Origin of the sequence: Nostoc sp. CCY0012, from assembly GCF_963920855.1 — a bacterium.
Classification (GTDB): Bacteria; Cyanobacteriota; Cyanobacteriia; order Cyanobacteriales; family Nostocaceae; genus Cyanocohniella.
Genome location: NZ_CAWUDM010000224.1, coordinates 1 through 1678 on the forward strand (window position 1 = coordinate 1; position 1678 = coordinate 1678).

2 protein-coding genes are annotated in these 1678 nt (G+C 41.5%); both read left to right on the plus strand.

The features are described from left to right. The coding region (locus ACM0OS_RS28815) for a hypothetical protein (RefSeq protein WP_414546595.1) at positions 1-670 on the plus strand (670 nt) is incomplete at its 5' end. A gap of 161 nt (positions 671-831) precedes the next feature. Continuing rightward, positions 832-1506, plus strand: a complete 675-nt coding sequence (locus ACM0OS_RS28820) for a hypothetical protein (RefSeq protein ID WP_414546596.1) — start codon at positions 832-834, stop codon at positions 1504-1506. Positions 1507-1678: the final 172 nt, after the last annotated feature.

Genomic DNA, 1678 nt, shown 5'->3' on the forward strand with positions numbered 1-1678 from the left:
CTTTGCTGCAACTGTTCATAATGCGGTTCAGTTATCTAATGATATCGGGCAGACATTAGGTCAAGCCATAGGTAATGTTTTAACATTGATTGGCATCAAAGATGACAAAAATCAACCTTTAAACGTTAACCAAATTATTGGTAATTCTGTAGAAAATATTGTCAAAGGAATAGTAGGAGTAGAAAACTACACTAATTTAACTGAGAATTGGGCAAAAGCTAACCGAATTTATCAAGCTACAACCAATGTTATTAATTCCTTCCAGAATTTATCATCTACTATCTTAAACGCCTTAGAAGTTACTATTGGCAGAATCGGTAAAATTGGCAACGCTTTAAGAGCATCTGGTGAAGTTTTAGAGAATGCCTATACCTGGATGAATCCTCAACCCAAAATCAATAGAGTTACTCAAACCTTAGAAACGCTATCAGCAGGTGCTTCCACAATTCAGATGGTTACTCAAGCACCATTAGATGTAATTCAAGCAACTACTGAGATGACCAACGCCAATACAGAGTTTATCAAAGCCTTAAAAGAGGACGATAAACCAGCACATAAATCTACTCCAGAACCAGAACCAGATGTTTTAAAAGCTGAAAAAGCAGCAAGTAAAGCTGTCAGTGCTGGTAAAGAAATGACAGAAGAAACTTTAGACCCAGATGAAGATTAAGAGGTGAAAATATGCCATTACCAGAAGGATTTAGCGAATGGGAGCATCTGCACCACTAAGCTCTCAGACTTTGGCACAATCGCGCTGTTAGCCAATACTTCAGAAACACAACGGCGAATAGCCTAGAAACGCCAAAAGAATCTCTAAGAGTCGCGTGTGAAATGAAGGACAATGACACCAGCACCATGACTCTGATGAGAATGTGGCTATTTGAAGTCACAGCCGGCCGGCTGCAATCTGTGCAAGCCCCAATTTACGGTATCCCTGTCGCGGATTATCAGCGAGATGTAGCATTTAAGCCACAAGTAAAGCTGTATTTTCGTGAGCGCTACACCGACCTTACAGACCGCACCGCACCAGGACGGGGAGAAATTGCTTTTAGGTTGATGAATGAAACCTCTAGCACTTACACCCGTGCCAAAGCTGAAGAAATGGCCAGAGACATCAAGCGCGAATTTGCTAATCCGATTTTTGTTTGGGAGAAGGGAAAATATTATTACTACTATCGTGATCATGAACGAGGTTACGATCTACGGCTTTTGGTTAAGAGTAAAGCCGAGGGTGAGAGGCTGGCGCGTGCAGTAGTCGCCATCCAATCACACCCGTTTGAAAGTACGAGCGTGGATTTTGTAGACACAGATAAACTTTACCCAAGTAATCCAGGCACTCAGTTAGTCTATGGTCGGCAAGTCAAAAAACCTGTTAGACGAGCAACGGTAGATGTTCGATTCCGGTACGCCCAGTTATTTTTAAATGGACGGCAAACGGTAATCAATCTAGTATCCACACCAGAAGCCGGCTTACGGTCTGTAATCGAAAGGGTAAACGTTGCCTAATAAAGTCACGGAAACAAGTATAGTGATCGACACGAGTTTTTTACGTTTTTTATCGTGCTAGACATGAGGTATCAATTAGTACCGAGTGTTACCCGATCATGGTTAAGCGTTTCAATAATCTAGTAGTCTGTCAAATACAAGATGACGGATAATGGGAGATATATTTTCCAGC

What these genes read in the sequence shown, in the direction of transcription:
- ACM0OS_RS28820 (WP_414546596.1), top strand. Translation starts at nt 832, where the DNA reads ATGAAGGACAATGACACCAGCACCATGACTCTGATGAGAATGTGGCTA.